The following is a 19,039-nucleotide window of genomic DNA, read 5'->3' on the forward strand; positions in this document are numbered from 1 at the left end:
ATCTATACCGCGATTGCGCATTTCATAGTCCCTACGCGTAAGCCTTGTAAGGCAAAGAAAGGCGACAGAAAGGCATTTGCCGCCTTTATCCCCTCAGAAACCCGCCCCCGGCTCGGCGAGATAATCTTTCTCAGCCTCGGTCGATACGCGCCCAAGCATGGCATTGCGATGGGGAAATCGGCCGTAAGCGGCAATGACGGCACGATGCCGGAGCGCATAGTCGATCTGTTCGTCCATGCCGAGCGATTGAAAAAGAGCAACCGCCCGATCCTGCTCGGCAAGGTTCTCGGCGTGTTCGAACGGCAAATATAAGAATATTCGCCGCTCCGCCGGCATCTCCCGATCCGCGCCAACCTCCAAAGCCGCTTTCGCCTCCTGCAACGCCAAGCCGTCGGTGGCAAAGGCAAGCGGAGTGCCGCGATAGACATTGCGGGGGAATTGATCGAGGACAATGATTGCGGCCAGCCGGCTTTCCGGCGTTGCCCGCCAAAGGTCGGTCACCCCGGCCGCCAGAGCCAGATGCGTGTCGCGAAACCGGCGACCGATCTCCTCATCGAGATTAACCGTCGAGCGAAACCAATCCTCGCTCGTGCATTCCTCGAACCAGAAGCTCAACACCTCTTCCGGCGTACAAACGATAGGCTTTGCTGCCATTCCCTGCCTCCCAGCATTGCACCTCGGGAGATAGGTCCATCAGCGCGTCGCTGCAATGGCGAAATTCGCCATTGCTCGCTCTTTTCGCAGGATGGGAATGAGCCGACAGCGCACCGAAGGCGGCGCTGAGTGGTAGCTCTATTGACGGGGCTTAGTTGAGCACAGAGCCATCTGTCCCAGTTACACTGCCTTGCATTGTGGATAGAACCGCGTCGCAACACCTTCGGCGGCCGCATAGGCCTGCGTCACAATCTCCGGCACCAGATCGATATCCGGCAGGCTCCCAAGCCCCAGCGGTCCCACAGCAAAAAGCCCGTCCGTCGTTCGACTATCCACCGAAAGCGCACCGGTGGCCTCGACGGCAAGGCCGAGACCAAGCTCGTCGGGCATGGCAAGGCCGGCATTGATCAAGCTCTGCATCAGGGGCGTCGTCAGGTCAGGCGCCTGGCAGCGGCAATCGATCACCTCGTCGGCATAGATCTGCTCGATCCCCTGCTGGCCGGCAGGCCTCATCGTCAAGCCGGTCGGCGTACGCCGCAAGAAGTGTCCACGGCGCAGCAGCGTGTTGCCCTCCGCGAGTTCCTGTTGCAGCCGCACATGCAGCGCCTCCGGCAGGCGATTGCGGTGGCTGTCGTAAAGCGCGCGCAGATGGCGGTTGAACTGCTGCTTCTGGCCCGCAGGCAACGCGCGCCAGAGCGAGCGTGCATGCTTGCGCAGACCGTTCATGACGGATTGCCAGTTTTGTCCGCTGGCTTCGGCATTTTCGCAAGCCGCGCGAACGAAGCGGACGATCTCGCTGAGATTGCCGGGCATCGCTTCGGCCGGAAAGACCGGATCAGCGTTGCTGCGAGTGTGGCTCTGCGGCAGGAAGCCTCGCCTGGAAACGAGGGTGATCTGGCCGTCATAACCGCTGTCACGCATCTGCAGCAGCCGGTCGACGACGCGCAGGCCGCTGCCGAGCAAGACCGTATGCGCGCGCGACACCAGGCGACGGGCGCGCACCGTGGTCGGCGTTGCCACGGGCTCGCCGCTCTGCGGCTGATCATCGGCAATGCCGTAACCGGTCGCCAGAACCACCATGTCGAACAACGGATTGGCGACACCGGGACTTTCCACCAGAAAACGGCGGCCACGGCTGCGGCGAAGGCCGACCACCGTCTCGCCGCTGACCTGAACCGTAATATCGCGTCGCGAGGACAGTGCCTCGGAGAAGCGCTGATAGACATAATCGCTGAAAATGCTCTTCGGCACGAAGATCTGCAGAAATCCCGGTATCGCCGCCGGAACGGCGCTGCGAAACGGGGCGTTGCTACAGAGCCAGTCGTTGAAATCGTCAGGGTCTCCGGCTGAGACCGAGAGATCGCGCACGCGGCTGTTGAGGATTTCGCTGCTGTGACCGGAGGCTAGAGCCTGACCACCGCTGACACTGGAGTTGGGGTCGAAGAGCTGCAGGTGAAAGGGCGTCCGCACCGTCTTCATCAACGCGATCGCCATCATCATGCCGGAAAAGCCGCGGCCGATGACGGCAATGCGCGGTATCCCATAGGCTTGTGCCGCGGCATTTGCCTTGGCGGAGAAAAATCCCTGAACCGTCATATCAACTCCTGGGGGGCGAGGTGGTCGATCATGCTTTTCTAAGGGCATACTGATACTTTGCCGGTGAACCTCATACGGCTCGCAGCCATCTGGCCACGAGAGTGCTGCGCGCCCGTAAACACACAAGGGCCGCTTTGGTTCCTTGAACCTGAAGCGCATTTCCAACTTCGGCTCTCATCCGAAAGAGGGATGCTTCAGGCGGGCTTCCGCTCCAGCGCGAAACCCTGCTCCCTTCGGCAACCTTCATACTGCAAGCCTATTGGCTCGGAGGAATGTGGTTGCTCATATAGTCTACTTATTTAGTCGTATATGAAAGCGCGAAAATGCGCCGGTAGCAAGCGCTTTCTTGCGACCGGCGCTTCTGATCGCGGATAGCGCCTACGACATGGCTGGGCACAAGACGTCGTGCAGCCGTGGCCTTGCGCGCTTATTCCCTTGGTTTTCAAACGGCTTGGCAAAGTCGGAAAACAATCGATAGCCCTGCTCCCAGCGACCAAAACCGCTGGCAATATTGATGTGGCCGGCATGGCCGAGATCATGAAACTCGCTGCCCCATTGCGCGGCATAACGGCGAAGCTCCGTAAAATCCATATATGGATCGTCGTGGCTACCGACGACGACGCTTGGAAACGGCAGAGCCTCGGTCGGCATCATGCCGAAATCGATGGCGCCGGGATGCAGCCGCTCCGTCCGTTCTAGATCGCAAGGCGCAACGAGAAAGGCGCCTTTCACACGGCGAGCAGCAGGGCGATTTGCGAGATTGGCGGCAAGCAGGCATCCGAGACTATGGGCAACGAGCCATGCTTCCCCTACCCGCTCCAGCTCGACTTCCAGCGCCGCCTGCCAATCCTCGAGCACCGGCCTTGCCCAGGAGGCCTGGCGGACGATGGTCGCGGCCGCATGATCGCGCGCCCAATGGCGCTGCCAGTGGCCCTCGGCGGAGCCATTCAAACCGGGAACGATCAATGTCGCGACCATGGCGCTCTCCTGGATGGCTTCGGCGGCCGTCGAGCCGCACGCTTACAATTTCTCCATTCAACGCCTATTATGCCGAGCAGCGAAATCAGGATAAGCAAAGAAAATCTAATGTACAGTACATCTATAGAAATTAAGAGCTTATCGATTTAGCGCCGCTAAGTCACTGAATATACCATCGGCTGGTGGAGTGATGGATGGGAACTGTTTCGCAGTTGCACGAGCATGTCAGACCGCTCGCGCATCGCATTCAAAGCGAGGAGGAAGCGCTGCAGATCGCCCGATCGCTGGCCGACCTTTTCGCGCAGCAGGCAAGCGACCGCGATATAAACCGCGTGCTCCCATACGAAGAAGCGGAGGCCCTGTCGCAATCCGGCCTGCTCGGCATCACCACACCCTCCGAATATGACGGCCTCGATATCTCCAATTCCATTCTCGCCGAAATCATCGCCATCCTGGCGGAAGCCGATCCTTCGATCGCCGAGATTGCACGGAACCATTTCTACGTTCTTGAAGCGCTGCGCACCGGCGGCAGCGAAGAGCAGAAGGACGCCTTCTTCGCAAGGGCATTGGCCGGCGATCGCTTCGGCAACGCCCTCTCCGAAACCGAAACCACGACGGCTGGGCAAGATAACACCCGCCTGACGTCTGAAGGACCTGGCCGTCGCATCAATGGCCGCAAATCCCATGCCGCCGGCGTTCTTTTCGCCGACTGGATCGCGATCTCCGCGCTCGATACACAGGATGAACTGACCATCTCCCTCGCCCCGCGCGGCACCGAAGGCATCCAGATCATCGACGACTGGGATGGTTTCGGGCAACGCACCTCCGGCAGTGGCACGACCATCCTGCACAATGTCTATGTAGGTGCCGACGCCGTCCTTGCGCACTACAAAGACTTCGAGCGACCGACGACCGTGGGCCCGGTGGATCAGATCATCCATGCCGGCATCAATCTTGGCATCGCTCGGGCCGCCTTTGCCGAAACCGTGGAATTCGTGAAGACCAGCGCCCGTCCGTGGATGGCCAGCGGCGTCGAGCGCGCGGCAGACGACCCATTGACCATCGCCACGATCGGCCAGATCGCCATCCGCCTCGAGGCGGCGGCGGCATTGCTGGAACGTGCAGGCCGGAAAATCGATACCGCCCAGATCAATCCGACCGATGACCATGTGATCGACGCCACGCTTGCCGTTGCGGCCGCCAAGGTATTGACGACGGAAATCGCCATTGAAGCTTCGAACGCGCTATTTGAACTTGCCGGCACCTCCTCCACGCGTATCGGCCTCAATCTCGACCGCCATTGGCGCAATGCCCGCACCCACACGCTGCAGGATCCCACCCGCTGGAAATATCATCTCGTCGGCAATTATCATCTGAACGGCATAACGCCGCCGAAGAACTGGACGCCGTGAAACGCAAACCGCCGGCTTAGAGCCGGCGGACATGTCCAAAATATTCAGGCTGATAACTCAGCCGACATTCGAAGCGCGATAGTCTTCCCGTTCGTCGGTATCGATCCCCGGTCCACCGCCGGCAACGAACTGTTCCAGCGTCATGTTGTCGAGAATATCGGCGATCGCATCACGGACTTCCGTCATGGAGCGCCGCACATGACAGCGCTCCGGATCGGCGCAATCGTCACAGGCTTCGTAGGCAGTGCGGCTGGCACAGCGGATCGGCGCGAGCGGACCGTCGAGCGTGCGGATGACATGGCCGATGCGGATATCGGAGGCAAGGCGCGACAGCGAATAACCACCGCCAGGCCCCTTCTTCGAACGCAGCACGCCGGCATTGCGCAATTCCAGCAGGATGGTGTCGAGAAACTTCTTCGGGATATTGTTGCGCGAAGCAATGTCGTTGATGAACGCAGTCTCGCCCGGCGCGAGGCGTGCCAGATCCACCAGCGCCTTCAACCCGTATTTTCCTTTTTTCGTGAGCATCGCTATCCGCTTTACTACAAGTTCGATTGTTGGGAGTCCGGCTGACCAATCGAGACTCGGCCACCGATCCTGTCATCACTGGCCACGGAAGTAATCCCGCTGCCTTTGACGAACAAGACAATAACTCACAAATTGTATAGTTTATATGAGTAAATTTAGGCAAATGTATCGTCTAAGCAACGATTTTGCAGTTTTTCTTGCCTTTACGCGGCGCTGGTATCGAATAACGGCCTATCATGCTTGCGATTTGCGTGGTCGCAGATTGCCGACGCCACCTGCCCCGCGACGAAGACGCCATGCTCGACCACCTCCGGCAGGCCCATGAGTTCGCCGAACGTGCCCCGCGCCAGCGGCCCGGAAATGAACAGCGACGGTGCCACCGCGCCATCATCGCTTAGCGCCTGGGATGCCGCATTGCAGGCAAGACCGAGGCGCGTGGCATCGATGGCGAGATAGCCAGCATCCGCAAGTGCACCAATCCAGCCTTGCGTCTCCAATATGCCGCGATGGCCCGGCCCTGTCGTCACCACGACCGCATCAAATTGACGGTCGATGTTCCCGGCCGAGTGGCTGAGGCGGAGCCGGCAATCAATCGCCTCATCCTTTGTCTCCACGGATGCGACGGAGGCTGCGAGCACCTCCAGCCTGCCATTGCGAATCGCTTCCTCGCTGGCGGCCTCCACCTGTGGTGCCACACGGAAACGGTGCACGTCCCAGAAGGGCCGCAAATGCCGCACCACGCGCCGCCGTTCTTCAAGCGGCATCGCCCGCCACAAATCCTGGCCCTGCGCACGTACCTGATCGATGACGGCGTGCCAGCTCCGTCCCTCGGCTTCTGCCTCGCGAATGGTGGCACGCACAAGCCGCAACAGATCGAGCGCCGTGCGCGATGGGTGACTGACGAAATCGCCGAACAATTCCTGTCTCACCGGCGCATGGCCGCGCGAGCGCAGACCACGTCTGGAGATGGCGGTGATCGGTCCCGTGTGACCGCGCAGGGTAAGGGAGGCGATGACGTCGGCGGAGGTCAGGCCGTTGCCGACAACGAGCACGCGATCGTCAGCGCGAATGGCGGCGACCGCATCCGGCCGCGTCGGATCGACGACGAAGCGCGGATGACCGGCCAAAGCGCGCCGCAGCGGCTCCGGCGGCAACGGCGACGGATGGCTCGTCGCGATGACGAGAATATCCGCCTCCAGGCGCCGACCCGCTTCGCCACTGATCACCCAGCGATCATTCAGCCGCCGGACTTCGGCGGTCTTTTCGGCCACATGGGTGATGCGACCATCGTCGACGAAAGGCTGTACCATGTCACCGATATACCGGCCGAAAAGCGCGCGGCGCGGAAACAGGTTGCCATTCGCCGCGACTGCCGTCTCGTCGCCGACCAGTGCATCATTGGCTTCGATCCAGCGCTGAAAATGTTCGAGATCGTCGGGCAGCAGGCTCATCTTCGCCGCCGGCACATTGATACGGTGCGCGGGATCCTGGGTATCATAGGCAAGCCCCGCCCCCAGCCGGGCGCGTGGCTCGAAAATGAAAAGCTGACCGGGCTGCAGCCGCTGGCGCTGCAGCAAATGAAATGCGACCGCCGCGCCCGAAACGCCGCCGCCGATAATTGCGATGACTGGCCGATCATTCGACGGATCGTGAGAATCAGTGGTCATCGCCAAATCCTTCCAGTCGGAGCGATCGCGCGGACGATCTTGGTGCCGCCAATCGCGCATGCTGAACAAGCATTATACTCTACAAATTTTATTGACAATAGAATGCCGCGGCAAGCCGATGGTTCCCACAAGCAAGCGCAACAGCGGCAAAAGCCGATATCGCCTTTGCGAACAAATACTTCTTTGTGCTGCGCACAACAGCGCTATTGCACCGCAGGATGTAAAAACCTTGGCATACACCCAATAAAAGAACATACTAATGATTGTTCTGACTCATGTTCTCTGGGAGGAGAAACATCATGGAACTGCTCCACATGCTATCCGCCTTCGACTATACGCTGATCCTGCTTCTGGTGGTGATCTTCGTCTTCAGCGTGATGGAAAGTGGCGGCCATAAGAGGCATTAGGTAAGCGCTGACACCAATGTCGATTGGTTGAACGCCTGGCGCGCACTGTCGCCCGCATTTTCGCGCTTTCCCTGCGAAAATCTCCCAATCCTGACTTTAAAAAAGCGCGCCGACTAGCGTCTATATGGATGAAGCGGCTCATGCGTGATCATCTGATCGGCTTCTTCGGCCCGATCTGCAAGCTGATGATGGCTATAGCCTTATTGTCCTGAGATCCTGCAAACGAAAACCAAACACCAAAAAGAAAGGCTGCCAGGTTGAGCTGACGCCGTTATCCCTATGTAATTCAGGAGAATTTGGTGGGTGATGTAGGGTTCGAACCTACGACCCGCTGATTAAGAGTCAGCTGCTCTACCAACTGAGCTAATCACCCGTAACCGCTCGCTAGCGGTTTGAATGGCCATATAGATGGGATCGGTTTGATTGTCTAGCGGCCAGATGCATTATCATCAGGTCGACCTTCTCAAACCGATGATGCCTACAGCTTTACGGCGTTGAGTTCCCTCAAAGGAAAAAAATCACAAGGGAAGGCCGACAGCTTAAACTGACGCCTCTATCCCAATGTAACCTAGGAGAATTTGGTGGGTGATGTAGGGTTCGAACCTACGACCCGCTGATTAAGAGTCAGCTGCTCTACCAACTGAGCTAATCACCCGTAACCGCTCGCTGGCGGTGTGAACGGGCATATAAATAGGATCGGTTTGATTGTCTAGCGGACAGACGCATTTTCTTTGGTTATTCGTCAAAAAAATTTCGTATAATGAAAAAAACCAAATAAAATCAAAGCTCAAGAATTCCGGTCGCAACACGTACCGCTTGACCGCCAATCCGCGCATTGGCGATCTCGCCGCCATCGACATCGATATGAAGGTGGATGAAGGACGGGCGACCCATCTCGACTCCCTGCTCGATGATAACGGGATGATGCCCATCCGGCAGCCGGTCGAACTGATGAATCGCGCCGGAGAGCGCGGCTGCGGCCGATCCTGTCGCAGGGTCCTCAACAATGCCCATTCCGACCGGAAACACGCGAGCATGAAACTTCGCCATGTGATTAACGGCACCGCGACAATAGACGAAGGCGGAGGCGAGCGCGCCATCGACGAAGGGGACCATCTTTTCCCAAAGCTGAAGATCGAACTCCAGCCGCTCGGCCGCTCCGATATCATGCACCGGCACCAGCAGGAACGGCACGCCGGCGCTCCAGATCGAGGGTACGTGATTCTCGAAGCCGATCTCGGTGATCTTTAGGCTCAGCGCATTGGCGATATCGGCCTTGTCCAGCGGCAACACGATCTGCTGCGATTTTCGCGGCAGGTCGAACTCGGCAAAACTTGCTTTCTTCTGCCGGAGCCTGACCGCACAGCGCACCGGTCCCACCCGCTCATCCAGCACCGAGACCAGATCGATTTCACCGCCATGACTGGCATGTGCCCGCTCGGCCAGCGCGATTGCCGTCCCGACGGTCGGATGGCCGGCGAAAGGCAACTCGCGTCCCGGTGTGAAGATGCGCAGGTTCGCCGTATGCGCCGGGTTCTGTGGCGGCAGAACGAAGACCGTCTCGGAAAGGTTCATTTCCTTGGCGATCGCCTGCATCGCCTCGTCGCTCAGGCCCTCGGCGTCGAAGATCACGGCCAGCGGATTGCCCGCGAGCCTGCTGTCGGTGAACACATCATAGACACTGAAGCTGCGGGCCACCCCTGGCTCCTCCCTCATATGACTTTAGACTGTACCTGCCATCCCTGCGCGCCCATTCATAACGGCAACACACTTGAGAGCAAGCTAAAGCTGCTCCCCGCGATCGAAGAACCATGCAAGGATCGGCAGCATCGCCACATTGTAGTGATGCGCCGTTGGATCCGCCGAACGGATCGCCACCGCATCGTCGATCTCCTTCTCCTCGTCCACCAGCATATGTGCCCTGATCTTTTCTAGCATCTCATCCGCCGTCCAGGGAAAGCGGAAGACACGGAACAGGGTGAGCGAACGATTCGCGTGTGCAGCGTAATAGCCGGGCTCCGCGGCGGCCTCGGTGAGGTCGAGGCCGGTTTCCTCCATCACCTCGCGCCGCATGTTACCCTCGACATCGCAGCGGCCGTCGACGATATCGTTTTCATCCATCGATCCCGCCGCGCAATAGACCTGGCCGGGATTGGAGGTGTGCTGCGCCATACGGATGGCGATGATTGCGCCATCGGAGGAGACCGCGACCGGAAAGGCGAAAACATGGAAGCCACCGCTGCGGTCTTTTTGTTTGCGCCACCACATAAATGTGGAGAATTGCGTCACATAGGCTTCGCCCTGCACTCCCTGCTCGCTGACCGACAACCGGCGCTGAAAGATCATGCGGCCATCGTAGAGCGCTGGATTGGCGGCAATCTCTATCTTCCAGTTGTCTCGTACCGCCTCGGCTTCGCCAAGATGAAAGGGATGGTCACCGGCAATCACCTTGAGATCGATGCGCGCGACCGGAAATACGGTCTTTTCCGGCGGCCAGCCGGCCATGTCGTTTTGCAATTTAAAAGCGGAGTTCATAAGAGATCCAATGTCATGACGACGGGGCAATGATCGGAGGCCTTCGGCCTGTCCCAGCCCGTGCGCGGATAGCGTTCCACCTCCTGTCCGGGCGGAAAGATGGTGCGAAAGGGTTGCCCGGAACGGACGACGTCGGGCAACCGCGCCGCATTGGCGCGCGCCAAGGCCGGAGACAACCAAATATAGTCGAGCTGGCAGAGCCATTGCTCCTGCGGCCCGCGCGCGTGATAGAGAGTCCAGCGGTCGAGCTCGTCACGCCGCCGCATGACGTTTTCGACGAAACCGTCCTCGCTGAACACATCGAGCGCGCTCGCCTCTTCATCCCGGTGCTCGAAACGATAGCCAGTGTGGCGTGTGCCGATGACGTCGACACGTTCCTGATAGTCATTCATGTCGCCACAAATGGCGAAATTCTTGGCAGCCGTATGACCGGCGCCGAAACGGGTCTCGATGATGTGGCGCACCGCCAGCGTCTCGGCACGGCGCACCGGCATGGTCGACTGGCGGCCATCGACGCCCTCCCGCGCCGGGCCCATCGACTTCAGATGCACGACATAAAGCGAAAACGGCACGCCGCCGATGGTCAGGTCAAGCTCCAGGCAGTCGCGCTTGAAGATCTTGTCGTCCTCATGAAGGCCGAGCGCCGCTAGTTCGTCGGTGAACAGATCGAAATCGCGATAAGTCACCATGGCGTGACTTTTGATGTCGTTCAACACGATCGGCTGTCCGTCGCTCGTCTGCTCCCGCATCATCACGGCAACGTCGATACCCCTGGAATCATTGCCCTCGATCAGGAATTTCTGGCGATAGCCATTGCCGACCATGCGATAGAGATAGCCATATTCGAAGGCCTGCAGCGCCGCCATACTGTCGACTTCCTGCAGGCAGATGATATCGGCATTCGCATCGGCGATGGCGAGCGCCGTCATCTGCCGTGTGTCGTCGGTCGCGGCCACCACGCGGGCGGCTTCAAGCTGCTGGTAGATATTCTCGTTCTTCACATCGAACAGCTTCAGCACGCGGTCCTGCCGCAGCTGATTGCGAAAACCGGTGTAATCGAAACGGGTCAGCAGGTTTTCGACATTAAAAGTGGCAAGACGCAGGGACATGAAGCATTCCGGATTATGGGGATCGGGGGTTGGCTCGGTTCGCACATATCAATCGGCCTTGGCAGTGACGGTCGATTTGAACTTGCCCATGAGATAGGGGCCTGAGAGCACCGGCGCGTATTTTGGCTCGTCGCCCGGTGGCAAGCAGGACGGCAGGCAGGCGATCTCGGCAAACCAGTTCGGCTGATGGAAGAAAGCCAGCGATTGGCGCCGCTGCATACCGCCCTCTTCCGGCGGCGGATTGACGACCCGATGCACGGTCGAGACCCAGCGATCATTCGTCCAGAGCGCCATCAGGTCACCGATATTGATGACGAAAGCACCCGCTACCGGCGGCACCTGCGTCCATTGGCCATCCGGAGCGATGATCTCCAGACCCTTGGAGCCCGGCTGCGGCAAAAGGATCGTCAGACTGCCGTAATCGGTATGCGCGCCGGCGCGCAGCTGGCCCGGCTGCGGCGCAACACGCTGCTCGGGATAGTTCAGGGCCCGGAGCGCGCTGATCGGCGTATCGACGTAACTGTCGAAGAAATGCTCGTCGAGACCGAGCGCCGTCGCAAAAACCCGCATGATCCGCCGCGCCAGATCCTCCATCGAACGGTAATAGGCCTTCCACGCGTCCACGAAGCCTTCAGGCCCTTCGGGCCAGATGGTAGCGGCATAGCAGAAGCCGAGCGCCTCGGGATCGGTCATATCAGGCGGCACGGCAAGCGGTCCGCCGTTGAAACTTTCCTTGAGATCGGGCGGCGTATCGACATTGCGCGACTTCGCCAATGCCTCGGTGCCGGGGCCGAGGTAGCCATAGGGATAGCCCGCATAAGGCGCCCTCACCCGCTGCTTGACGTCGGCTGGCCTATCGAAAAAGGCATGCGTCTTGGCCCAGACACTCTCGACAACGGCATCATCGACACCATGATTGGCGATCGCCAGGAAGCCGGTCGAACGGCAGATCCCGTCAACCTCGGTGCCAAGCCGCTTCTTCTCCTGATCGCCAGCCGCCTCGAAAGCGCCAAGGTCGAAAATCGGGAAGCTCTGGTCGGACATGGCGCGACTCCCATTCTTGAGATCAGGCAAATCAAGCACAGGTGGAGGCAGCGAACAACCGTCTTGTCTTTCCGCTCTGCTGCATCGATCAGAGCCGCCAAGCCGAGCGGATGGCGACGGCATAGGCATCGCCTGGCTTCACCGCATCACGACTATAGGCTCTCAACACCTGGCCGTCCGGCAGTGACAACCGTAGCGCATAGCGCTCGCCCTCATAGAGAACGGAGTCTACCCGGCATCCGATACCCTCTGCATCGGCGACAACGTCCTCTGGTCGAACGAGGATATCGGCACGCGGTATATTCGCCTCCTGCCCGCTCCAGATCGTTTTCAGCGCCGGCCAGTCGATCGACCGCGGCCTGCCATCCGGAATGGCAAGCGACAGGATTGCGCCCTGACCGACCAATCCGCCGACCAGCCGCCCCTCAGGCCGCGCATAGATCTCCGCCGGTGCTGCGACCTGCAGCAACCGCCCCTCGGACATGACCGCGACATCCGTCGCCAGCGCCATGGCCTCGCTCTGGTCATGGGTGACGTAGACCATGGTGGCGCCGGACCGCTGATGGAATTCACGGAACGTCTCCTCCATTTCCTTCTTCAGGTGACGGTCGAGATTGGCGAGCGGTTCGTCGAGCAGCACAACATCGGGAGATGTCACCAGGCAGCGCGCCAGCGCCACACGCTGGCGCTGGCCGCCGGAGAGATCGGCGGGCCGCCGTTCGGCATAATCCTCCAACCGCACCGTCGACAGCGCCTCGCGCACCTTCTGACGGTAGCGCTCACCGGAGATGCCGCGCACCTTCAGCGGATAACCGACATTGTCGGCAACATTCATATGCGGCCAGAGCGCGTACGACTGGAACACCATCGCCATGTTGCGCCGCTCCGGCGGCAGCGTATGGGCGGCATCAGCCAGCAAGCGCTCGCCGAGATGGATAGAACCATCCGTCGGCTGCTCGAAGCCGGCGATCATTCGAAGCACCGTCGTCTTGCCGCAGCCGGACGGCCCGAGCAGCGCCAGGAAACCGCCTTCGCGAACATCCAGCGACAAAGCATGGACGGCGGCGTGACCGCCCGTGCCGAAATCCTTGCTGACGTGATTGAGGATCAGCTTCGCCACGGCACCACTCCCTTCGGCAGGCGCTTGGCCAGGATTTCCAGCAGCAGCATCATGCTGACGACCATGGCGATGACGATGACCGACATGGCGGAGGCAAGATCGGAGCTGCCGCCGTCATCGAGATTGTAGATGACCACGCCCAGCGTCTGCGTCCCCGCCGACCAGAGCAGGGCCGAGACCGTCAGCTCGTTGCAGGCAATCAGAAAAACCAGGATCACCGAGGCCCCTGCCGCCGGCGCGATCAGCGGCACGATGATATCAAAGAGACGGCGAAAGAAGCCCGCGCCCGACAGACGCGCGGCCTCTTCCAGCGCGGGATCGAGCTGCAGGAAGGCGCTCATCACCGGCTTGAGACTGACGGCGAAATAGGCTGAGAAATAGGCAAGCAGAATGATCCAGATCGTGCCGTAGAGCGTAACGTTGAGGATCGGCAAAGGGGCCGCAAAAACAAGGATGAAGCAGACGGCGATAATGATCCCCGGCAGCGAATAGGGGATCTCGATCAGGCCGCCGACGATGCGGCTCAGCATGTCCTTCCGCTTTGTCAGCGCATAAGCCGTAAGGATTGTCACCGCTAGGAGACCAAGCGCCGTCGTTCCGGCCAGAAACAGGGAGTTGGAAAAGGCGGTGCGCGTCACCGTCTGGCGGAACAGGATTTCAGCAAAGGCATGCAGCGACGCCGTCTTGAAACTCAGAGGCACGCCATAGGCCGGCACCAGTGCTCCGGCGACCAGCGCGAAGAAGGGCGCGACCAGCATGATGAACAGGATCGCCCAGAGCAGCGGCATGGCAACAAGACGCCAGCGACCGAGCGAGAAGGCGGCGGATGCGCCGGACAGGCCGATCACCCGATAATCCCGCCCCTTCAACGCCCTGCCCTGAACTGCAAGGCCAGCGACCGAAATCATCGCGATCATCGCCGACAGCAGGGCGATATCGCCAAAGGTGCGCGGACCGAAGGTGGAGAATTTGGTGAAGATCAATGTCGATAGCGTGAAAATCGAAGCCGGTATTCCGAGGATCGCCGGAATGCCGAAATTGCCGACAGAGGAAACGAAGGCGATCGCAGCGCCGGCGATCATGCCAGGCAGTGACAGAGGCAGAATAATGTCGCGAAAGACGCGCAGCCCGGAAGCGCCTGACAATCTCGCCGCCTCGACGCCATCGCGCGGCAGCGCCATCAGCCCGGCTCGAAGCGCCAGATAGACCAGCGGCGCATGCTGCACGCCGTAAAGCAACGCAATGCCACCGACCGAATAGAGCGGTTGCGGCGAGCCGAGCGGTGGAGCGATATGCAGCGCCTTCAACAGCGGGCTCGATGGGCCGGACATCTGCACCCATGCCAGCGCCGTCACCTGCGGCGGGATCATCATCGGCAGCACGAAGAGGAAGCCGAGCGGCCCCCTGCCCGGCATGTCGGTCAAAGTCAGCAGGAAAGCGAAGAGGCAGCCGAGCAGCACGGAAATCATCGTGCCGAGCACGGCCGTCTCGACGGTGTACCAAGCCGAACGCCAGAGGGCGGGATCGGTGATCAGCTCATAGGCGCCGCCGCGCAGCAGCGCCGCTATACCGGCCTCCGCCAGCCGCGCCAGCGGCAGCACGCTCAGAAGCATCACGATGGTGACGACAAAAGGAAACAGCCAGGCTGGCTGGCTGTTTCCCTTACGCATATATCCGTACATCGACTGTCCAGATCAGATCAATTTGATCCGTAATAGGAGGAGAAGGTCTTCAGGTCCTGATCGGTGTTCTTCAGGGCTTCGGCAGCATTCAACGGCAAAACCTTGATGCTGTCACGCGCCGGGAAACCGGCGGGCAGCGCCATGCCGTTGCGGGCCGGGATATAACCGAGCTTCACGAAGCCTTCCTGACCTTTTTCGGAGAGGACATAATCGACGAACTTCTTGGCGGCATCCGCATGCTTGGCGCTGGCAAGAATGCCGACCGGCTCGGTCACGGCCGAAACACCTTCGGTCGGAAATACGAACTCCAGCGGCGCGCCCTTGGCCTTTTCACGGATCGGCATGTAGTCGACGACCATGCCATAGGCCTTCTCGCCCGACGCGACCGATTTCAGCACTGCGCCGTTGCCACCGGCGGCAACCGCGCCATTGGCAGCAAGGTTCTTATAGAAATCCCAGCCGAGGCTGCCGACGCCGGCGAGCGTCTGCGCATGGATGAGTGCCGCGCCCGAAGCAAGCGGGCTCGGCATGGCGACCAGACCCTTGGCTTCCGGCTTCGTCAGGTCCCGCCAGCTCGTCGGCTTCATCGAAGCGGCGGTGTTGTAGACGATGCCGGTGGTGATCAGCTTGGTGGAATAATAATAGCCGCCGGCGTCATAGAGCGCTGCATCGTAGTTCACCGCTTCCGGCGACTTGTAGGCCAAGAGCTTGCCGGCTTCCTTCAGACGCTCCAGCGTGACCGTGTCGGCAATCAGGAGAACGTCAGCAACCGGAGCGCCGGCCTGGATTTCCGCCTGCAGCTTGGCGATGATCTGCGGCGTGCCGTCGCGAACCCAATCGACCTTGATGCCGGGGTTGGCGGCCATGAAGCCATCGACGGTCGCCTGCGCATCGGCATTCGGCTGGCTGGTATAGAGGACGAGGTCGGCGGCGGCGGCCGAACCGGAGAAGAGAGCAACGACCAGGAGGCCGGCGAAAGCGGAAACAAACGTCTTCATGGAGCGTCCTCGACTGTGTGATCAGGAGCGTTCCTTAGACGTGCGGCTTAACATGATTGTGACAGTTCAATTTAGAGTGTCAGTACCGTTCATACTATCATTCGACCTTGACCATCGCCGCCCCGCCCTATTTCCTAGCGCACGAATTTCAGATCTGATTTTTGGAGGATAAATCTATGGAATATCGTCTGCTTGGCCGTTCCGGCCTCAAAGTTTCCACCATCACCATGGGCACGATGACCTTCGGCGGCGTTGGCTGGGCGAAGACCGTCGGCGATCTTGGCGTCAGCGAGGCGAAGCGGCTGGTCGACATGTGCCTCGATGCCGGCGTCAACCTGCTCGACACGGCCGATGTCTACTCGCAGGGCGCATCGGAGGAGATTCTTGGCGAGATCATTGGAGGCCCGCGCAAGAATGGCGTGCTGATTGCCACCAAGGCTCGCTTCCCGATGGGCGATGGCGTCAACGATGCCGGCTCCTCGCGCCAGCATCTGATCCAGGCCTGCGAGGCCAGCCTGAAGCGCATGAAGACCGATGTCATCGATCTCTATCAGTTGCATCAATGGGACGGACAGACGCCGCTCGAAGAAACGATGGAAGCCCTCGACACGCTCGTCCGCCAGGGCAAGGTGCGCTATATCGGCTGCTCGAATTTCTCCGCCTGGCACATCATGAAGGCTCTCGGCGTCAGCGAGCGCGACAAGTACCAGCGCTTCGTCAGCCAGCAGATCCACTACACACTGGAAGCCCGCGATGCCGAATACGAGCTGCTGCCGGTCAGTATCGACCAGGGCCTCGGCGTACTGGTCTGGAGCCCGATCGCCGGTGGCCTTCTCTCCGGCAAGCACCGCCGCAACCAGGCGACGCCGGAAGGCACCCGCCAGTTCGCCGGTTGGACCGAGCCGCCGATCCGTGACGAGAACCGCCTGTGGAACATCGTCGATACGCTGGTGGAGATCGCCGATGGCCGCGGCGTCTCGGCCGCGCAAGTGGCGCTCGCCTGGCTGATCGGCCGCAAGGCTGTCACCTCGGTCATCATCGGTGGACGCACCGAGGCACAATTCAAGGACAACCTTGCCAGCGCTGAGCTGAAGCTGACCGACGAAGAGCGCAAGCGCCTCAGCGATGTCAGCCTGCTGCCGCTGCTCTACCCCTATTGGCACCAGCGCAATACGGCCAGCGACCGTCTCAGCGAGGCCGACCTGTCGCTGATCGCGCCGCATTTGGCGAAGTAAGTAGGGAAAATGGCGTGGCGGCTTACGCCGCCATCGCCCCGATCTCACCTGCAACCAATTTGCCGAGGCGCGAAATCCCCTCGTCGATCATCTGCTCGTTGGCGCAGGAGAAGCTGAGGCGGAAGGTGTTGGGGCCGGAGCCATCGGCGAAGAAGGCCTGGCCGGGCACGAAGGCGACCTTGGCGGTTTCCAGCGATTTCGCCAGCAGCTTGGCGCCGTCCATGCCCTTCGGCAGGGTGACCCAGACGAACATGCCGCCTTCCGGCTTCGTCCAGCTCGTACCTTCAGGCATGTATTTGGCAAGCGCGGCCAGCATGCAGTCGCGGCGGTGGCTATAGGCCTTGCGGACCTTGGCGACCTGCGCGTCGAAGCCACGCTCGGCGACTTGATGGATGGCGATCTGGTTGATGGTCGAGGAATGCAGGTCGGCCGCCTGCTTCATCAGCACCAGCTTGCGGATAACAGGCGCATTGGCAACGACGAAGCCAACGCGAAGACCCGGCGCCAAGGTCTTGGAAAAGCTGCCGCAATAGATCGTGCGCGTGTCGTTGATATGGCCCTTGCGGGCGATTTCCAGCGCCAGGATCGGCGGGACCGGCTCGCCGTCGTAACGCAGCGACTGATAAGCGGCATCCTCGATGATTGCGATATCCAGTTCGTCGCCAAGGTCGATCAGCTTTTCGCGGGAGGCGAGATCGACCGTTTCGCCGGTCGGATTGGCAAAATCGGCGGAGAGATAGGCGAATTTCACCCTACCGCCAGCCTGCTCGGCAGCCGTGCGATAGGAGGCCGGCGTGCGGTTGCCGCCGGGTGTGAGCTGATCGTAGGTCGGCTCATAGGCATTGAAGGCCTGCAGCGCGCCGAGATAGGTCGGCGCGGTCACCAGCGCCGTATCTTTCGGCGACAGGAACAGCTTGCCGAGATAGTCCAACCCCTGCTGCGAACCGGAGACAATAAAGACGTTTTCGAGCTCGCAGGGAACGCCAAGCGCCACCATCTGGCCGACCAGCCATTCGCGCAGCGGCTTATAGCCCTCGCTGACCGAATATTGCAGCGCCGCGTTGACCGCCGGACCGGAAAAAATATCCGCATAAGCCTGCTTGAATTCCTGATCCGGAAACAATGCGGGATCGGGAATGCCACCGGCAAAAGAGATGATGTCCGGTCGCTCCAGGAGCTTCAAAAGTTCACGAATTTCGGAGGCGCGCATACGGCTGGAACGCGTCGCAAAGATATTCTCCCAATTCAACATGGGGCTTCCTCGTAATTTTTGGTCTTTGCAGCACCAAAACACGCAACAAAAGATAAGTCAACAATGCTGACCTATTTTGTTTGTGACGGTGACAAGCAATCGGAATTGATCGCTGGAAGCGATGTGACTCAGCCAACGTCGCACGCCGATTTCACGCTTCCTAAAGGACCTACACATTCCTCTGCTTAAGTGTTATTCTTACGCAATATCAATCGATAGGAAAAACGTAAGAATGGCAACCGCGACCCTCTCATCGAAGTTTCAGATATCGATCCCAAAAGAAGTGCGCGAGCAGCAGCACTGGAGCGCGGGCCAAGAGTTCGTATTCATCCCGAAAGGCAAAGGCGTACTCCTTATGCCTGTTCCAACTTTGGCAGATCTCAAAGGCATGGTGCGTGGCGCAAATCCGGAGAACTACCGTGATCGGGACGACCGTTTCTGATGCGCGTGGTCGATAGTTCCGCGTGGATCGAATGGATTCTTGATAGCCCTCTCGGACAGCAGCTATCCGATCAAATTCCAGAACCCGGCGACTGCATCGTTCCAACGATTGTCCAGCTTGAACTTTCCAAATGGCTGCTTCGCGAACAAGGCGAAGACGCACTGAACAATTTCATCGCCTACACAATGCTATGCAACGTCGTGCCGTTGGACACCGCTATCGCGCGTCGCGCCGCTGAGGTCGCCATGCAACACAAGCTCACCACGGCCGACGCGATCATCTATGCGACCGCCCTCCAGCACGAGGCCGATGTCCTGACTTGCGACGCGCATTTCAAGGGGCTGGAAAACGTAATTTATCTCCCGAAGGCAATAGTTTGA

Annotated in this window: 17 protein-coding genes and 2 tRNA genes; 4 read left to right on the forward strand and 15 right to left on the reverse strand. The window is 60.0% G+C overall.

Annotated features, from left to right (window positions below; genetic code table 11):
- Nucleotides 1-93: 93 nt before the first annotated feature.
- The 3 genes from EX00_RS07145 to EX00_RS07155 all read right to left on the reverse strand — a co-directional run bounded on the left by EX00_RS07145 (nt 94) and on the right by EX00_RS07155 (nt 3,228).
- The gene (locus EX00_RS07145) at nt 94-654 is read right to left on the reverse strand and encodes a DUF924 family protein (protein WP_047455498.1); all 561 of its coding nucleotides are present in this window, start codon (nt 652-654) and stop codon (nt 94-96) included.
- A 180-nt stretch (nt 655-834) separates the two neighbouring features.
- Nucleotides 835-2,250, reverse strand: coding sequence for an FAD/NAD(P)-binding protein (locus tag EX00_RS07150; protein WP_047455501.1), 1,416 nt, complete (start codon nt 2,248-2,250; stop codon nt 835-837).
- A 378-nt stretch (nt 2,251-2,628) separates the two neighbouring features.
- On the reverse strand, nt 2,629-3,228 hold the full coding sequence (locus tag EX00_RS07155) for an RBBP9/YdeN family alpha/beta hydrolase (protein ID WP_047455503.1): 600 nt from the start codon (nt 3,226-3,228) through the stop codon (nt 2,629-2,631).
- A 194-nt stretch (nt 3,229-3,422) separates the two neighbouring features.
- Between EX00_RS07155 and EX00_RS07160 the strand changes: the two genes are divergently transcribed.
- Nucleotides 3,423-4,640, forward strand: a complete 1,218-nt coding sequence (locus EX00_RS07160) for an SfnB family sulfur acquisition oxidoreductase (protein ID WP_047455505.1) — start codon at nt 3,423-3,425, stop codon at nt 4,638-4,640.
- Nucleotides 4,641-4,697: 57 nt separating this feature from the next.
- On the opposite strand, the gene EX00_RS07165 is transcribed toward EX00_RS07160, so the two are convergent.
- From EX00_RS07165 to EX00_RS07215, 11 genes are all read right to left on the reverse strand, one after another.
- Entirely contained in the window at nt 4,698-5,168 is a 471-nt protein-coding gene (locus EX00_RS07165; protein WP_047455507.1) for an RrF2 family transcriptional regulator, read from the reverse strand.
- A gap of 203 nt (nt 5,169-5,371) precedes the next feature.
- The gene (locus tag EX00_RS07170; protein WP_047457566.1) at nt 5,372-6,835 is read right to left on the reverse strand and encodes an FAD/NAD(P)-binding protein; all 1,464 of its coding nucleotides are present in this window, start codon (nt 6,833-6,835) and stop codon (nt 5,372-5,374) included.
- Nucleotides 6,836-7,539: 704 nt separating this feature from the next.
- Nucleotides 7,540-7,615: transfer RNA gene (locus EX00_RS07175), tRNA-Lys, on the reverse strand.
- Nucleotides 7,616-7,821: 206 nt separating this feature from the next.
- Nucleotides 7,822-7,897: transfer RNA gene (locus tag EX00_RS07180), tRNA-Lys, on the reverse strand.
- 125 nt (nt 7,898-8,022) lie between these two features.
- Nucleotides 8,023-8,940 (reverse strand): PhzF family phenazine biosynthesis protein, encoded by a 918-nt coding sequence (locus tag EX00_RS07185; RefSeq protein ID WP_047455510.1) that lies wholly within the window; start codon nt 8,938-8,940, stop codon nt 8,023-8,025.
- Between the two features lie 84 nt (nt 8,941-9,024).
- Nucleotides 9,025-9,777 carry a DNA mismatch repair protein MutT gene (locus tag EX00_RS07190; protein WP_047455512.1) on the reverse strand — a complete coding sequence of 251 codons (753 nt, stop codon included), beginning with the start codon at nt 9,775-9,777 and terminating at the stop codon, nt 9,025-9,027.
- Nucleotides 9,774-10,886 carry an endonuclease/exonuclease/phosphatase family protein gene (locus tag EX00_RS07195; protein ID WP_047455514.1) on the reverse strand — a complete coding sequence of 371 codons (1,113 nt, stop codon included), beginning with the start codon at nt 10,884-10,886 and terminating at the stop codon, nt 9,774-9,776. Before EX00_RS07195 ends, EX00_RS07190 begins: the two co-directional genes overlap by 4 nt.
- Before the next feature lie 48 nt (nt 10,887-10,934).
- Nucleotides 10,935-11,930, reverse strand: coding sequence for an isopenicillin N synthase family dioxygenase (locus EX00_RS07200; protein WP_047455516.1), 996 nt, complete (start codon nt 11,928-11,930; stop codon nt 10,935-10,937).
- Between the two features lie 88 nt (nt 11,931-12,018).
- Nucleotides 12,019-13,050, reverse strand: coding sequence for an ABC transporter ATP-binding protein (locus tag EX00_RS07205; protein WP_047455517.1), 1,032 nt, complete (start codon nt 13,048-13,050; stop codon nt 12,019-12,021).
- Nucleotides 13,038-14,732, reverse strand: coding sequence for an ABC transporter permease (locus EX00_RS07210; protein ID WP_047455520.1), 1,695 nt, complete (start codon nt 14,730-14,732; stop codon nt 13,038-13,040). Before EX00_RS07210 ends, EX00_RS07205 begins: the two co-directional genes overlap by 13 nt.
- Nucleotides 14,733-14,749: 17 nt before the next feature.
- A complete protein-coding gene (locus tag EX00_RS07215) occupies nt 14,750-15,730 on the reverse strand; it encodes an ABC transporter substrate-binding protein (protein ID WP_047455522.1) in 981 nt (326 codons plus the stop codon).
- Nucleotides 15,731-15,906: 176 nt separating this feature from the next.
- On the opposite strand from EX00_RS07215, the gene EX00_RS07220 reads away from it, so the two are divergent.
- Nucleotides 15,907-16,965 (forward strand): aldo/keto reductase, encoded by a 1,059-nt coding sequence (locus tag EX00_RS07220; protein WP_047455524.1) that lies wholly within the window; start codon nt 15,907-15,909, stop codon nt 16,963-16,965.
- A 22-nt stretch (nt 16,966-16,987) separates the two neighbouring features.
- On the opposite strand, the gene EX00_RS07225 is transcribed toward EX00_RS07220, so the two are convergent.
- On the reverse strand, nt 16,988-18,217 hold the full coding sequence (locus EX00_RS07225; RefSeq protein ID WP_047455526.1) for an aminotransferase-like domain-containing protein: 1,230 nt from the start codon (nt 18,215-18,217) through the stop codon (nt 16,988-16,990).
- 232 nt (nt 18,218-18,449) lie between these two features.
- On the opposite strand from EX00_RS07225, the gene EX00_RS07230 reads away from it, so the two are divergent.
- Both EX00_RS07230 and EX00_RS07235 read left to right on the forward strand, forming a co-directional pair.
- Entirely contained in the window at nt 18,450-18,659 is a 210-nt protein-coding gene (locus tag EX00_RS07230; protein WP_047455529.1) for an AbrB/MazE/SpoVT family DNA-binding domain-containing protein, read from the forward strand.
- Nucleotides 18,659-19,039, forward strand: a complete 381-nt coding sequence (locus tag EX00_RS07235; protein ID WP_047455531.1) for a type II toxin-antitoxin system VapC family toxin — start codon at nt 18,659-18,661, stop codon at nt 19,037-19,039. The genes EX00_RS07230 and EX00_RS07235 overlap by 1 nt, the downstream gene beginning before the upstream one ends.

Source organism: Martinezella rhizogenes (assembly GCF_000799715.1).
Classification (GTDB): Bacteria; Pseudomonadota; Alphaproteobacteria; order Rhizobiales; family Rhizobiaceae; genus Rhizobium; species Rhizobium rhizogenes_C.

Bases quoted from the DNA above. Each gene is read 5' to 3' on its own strand.
- EX00_RS07145 (WP_047455498.1), bottom strand. From the start codon at position 654: ATGGCAGCAAAGCCTATCGTTTGTACGCCGGAAGAGGTGTTGAGCTTC.
- EX00_RS07150 (WP_047455501.1), bottom strand. From the start codon at position 2,250: ATGACGGTTCAGGGATTTTTCTCCGCCAAGGCAAATGCCGCGGCACAA.
- EX00_RS07155 (WP_047455503.1), bottom strand. From the start codon at position 3,228: ATGGTCGCGACATTGATCGTTCCCGGTTTGAATGGCTCCGCCGAGGGC.
- EX00_RS07160 (WP_047455505.1), top strand. From the start codon at position 3,423: ATGGGAACTGTTTCGCAGTTGCACGAGCATGTCAGACCGCTCGCGCAT.
- EX00_RS07165 (WP_047455507.1), bottom strand. From the start codon at position 5,168: ATGCTCACGAAAAAAGGAAAATACGGGTTGAAGGCGCTGGTGGATCTG.
- EX00_RS07170 (WP_047457566.1), bottom strand. From the start codon at position 6,835: ATGACCACTGATTCTCACGATCCGTCGAATGATCGGCCAGTCATCGCA.
- EX00_RS07190 (WP_047455512.1), bottom strand. From the start codon at position 9,777: ATGAACTCCGCTTTTAAATTGCAAAACGACATGGCCGGCTGGCCGCCG.
- EX00_RS07195 (WP_047455514.1), bottom strand. From the start codon at position 10,886: ATGTCCCTGCGTCTTGCCACTTTTAATGTCGAAAACCTGCTGACCCGT.
- EX00_RS07200 (WP_047455516.1), bottom strand. From the start codon at position 11,930: ATGTCCGACCAGAGCTTCCCGATTTTCGACCTTGGCGCTTTCGAGGCG.
- EX00_RS07210 (WP_047455520.1), bottom strand. From the start codon at position 14,732: ATGTACGGATATATGCGTAAGGGAAACAGCCAGCCAGCCTGGCTGTTT.
- EX00_RS07215 (WP_047455522.1), bottom strand. From the start codon at position 15,730: ATGAAGACGTTTGTTTCCGCTTTCGCCGGCCTCCTGGTCGTTGCTCTC.
- EX00_RS07220 (WP_047455524.1), top strand. From the start codon at position 15,907: ATGGAATATCGTCTGCTTGGCCGTTCCGGCCTCAAAGTTTCCACCATC.
- EX00_RS07225 (WP_047455526.1), bottom strand. From the start codon at position 18,217: ATGTTGAATTGGGAGAATATCTTTGCGACGCGTTCCAGCCGTATGCGC.
- EX00_RS07230 (WP_047455529.1), top strand. From the start codon at position 18,450: ATGGCAACCGCGACCCTCTCATCGAAGTTTCAGATATCGATCCCAAAA.
- EX00_RS07235 (WP_047455531.1), top strand. From the start codon at position 18,659: ATGCGCGTGGTCGATAGTTCCGCGTGGATCGAATGGATTCTTGATAGC.